This is a genomic window from Pseudomonas sp. S4_EA_1b (genome assembly GCF_016307435.1).
Classification (GTDB): Bacteria; Pseudomonadota; Gammaproteobacteria; order Pseudomonadales; family Pseudomonadaceae; genus Aquipseudomonas; species Aquipseudomonas rhodesiae.
This window is the reverse complement of sequence record NZ_JAEILC010000222.1, coordinates 1-1,399: the sequence shown is the minus strand read 5'-3', so window position 1 is coordinate 1,399 and position 1,399 is coordinate 1. Positions and strand designations below refer to the sequence as shown.

Here is a 1,399-nt window from a genome sequence, read left to right as displayed (position 1 = left end):
GTTTGTTTGTTTCAGATATAGGCTCCGGAAATTTTTTTTCATATGTAGGGCACTTGGTTTCATTAGAATAGGCAATTTCTGTTCTGGGTTTGCTCTCTCCTGATTTTATTGAGGTCAGTGGTCATGTTTTCTGGCTGCCTAACGCTCAGCAATACGATCCGCAAAAATTTCATTTGAACGGGCTGGTTGAGACCGAATCTAGTGTATTGGAACTAAGTACATCGCGTAGAGACGTTGAACGATACAGAAATATTTTTTCAATAAATCAGTTCTTTTCAAAGTGGGAGGATGCACCGGGGCGACCCGTATTTAAAGTGGGCCTGTCTGAAGAAGATTATCGTCTTTGTCATTTATTTGCTGAACAGATCACTAGATATTGGAAACGCGCGTTATCCGATGCCTTTCCAGAGAAGGTATTTCAGTTTGAGATTGCTGACGACCTTCTCGATGAATATGGTGTCTGTCTGACATTCTGGAAGTCGTAGTTTAAAGAGCGCACAGGATGTGTCCGCGCCATTAAAATCACTGCCAGAGGCTAAATAATAATTATGCGTTTAGGAAAGGTGTGAAAAGCCTTGTAGAAAAACTTAAGGCAGTCAGTGAAGAGCAACGAAGACATGCTATAAAAGTTGGTGCGCGTACGAAAGCGTCGGTTAATTTACGTTTGAACAGAGCGCCTTCTCGGGCGTGCATAAGTGGGGGCATCATTTTTTAAAAAAAGAAAATATGCCCCCAGTTATGCCCCCAAAGCGTCAGAAGGCCTTGGAATTGGACGGACGTCCATGGATTACAGATGCTGTAAGCTGATGTTTTATAAGCCTTTATAGAATCTAGTAGAACTCTATTACAAACTCTCGGGGTCGCCGAAAGGTAGCTCTCCTTGCTTAATTGCATCGAGAATTTTTTCGGTGTTGGTATGTAGGCATGGCCATTGCGGAAAGGCCACGGACAGTCCAAGTGAGCTAGACCAAGAGAGCTCCATGATCTGTGCTTCGTGAGCGACAAGATTGCACCACCGCAATGCAGCTTCGATGGGACGATAATACACCTTGGCGTATGGATGATGGCAACGTGTCATATGCCGGCAGCGCCTCCCTTTATGTGAGCTCGGGTCCTTTTTTCGCTCTCAATCACGCTGGATTTTTGCGCCCTACAGCTCAAGACTTACAGAGTTTTAGCGACCACGACAAGAATTGTCGGTCGGTCAATTGAGGACATTGTGATTTATAGAACATCATGACGTGATGCGGACGCATCTTGAGGCGCCTCCTGTCGAGAAGTAGATATTTTTTCGTGGCACTACCCCTTCAAAAGTACCTGTAGCCTGCAATATTGTCTATTTAGCCCCGTCGAAGCTTGCGCCTAACAAAAATAGATAATATGTTAACGGAATAAATAT

General features: G+C 44.2%; 1 protein-coding gene. It reads left to right on the top strand.

Features of this window, described 5'->3' with window-relative positions; all coding sequences use genetic code 11:
* The first annotated feature begins 89 nt into the window (after nt 1-89).
* Nucleotides 90-485, top strand: coding sequence for a hypothetical protein (locus tag YA0848_RS35815; RefSeq protein ID WP_232925269.1), 396 nt, complete (start codon nt 90-92; stop codon nt 483-485).
* The last annotated feature ends 914 nt before the right edge of the window (nt 486-1,399 follow it).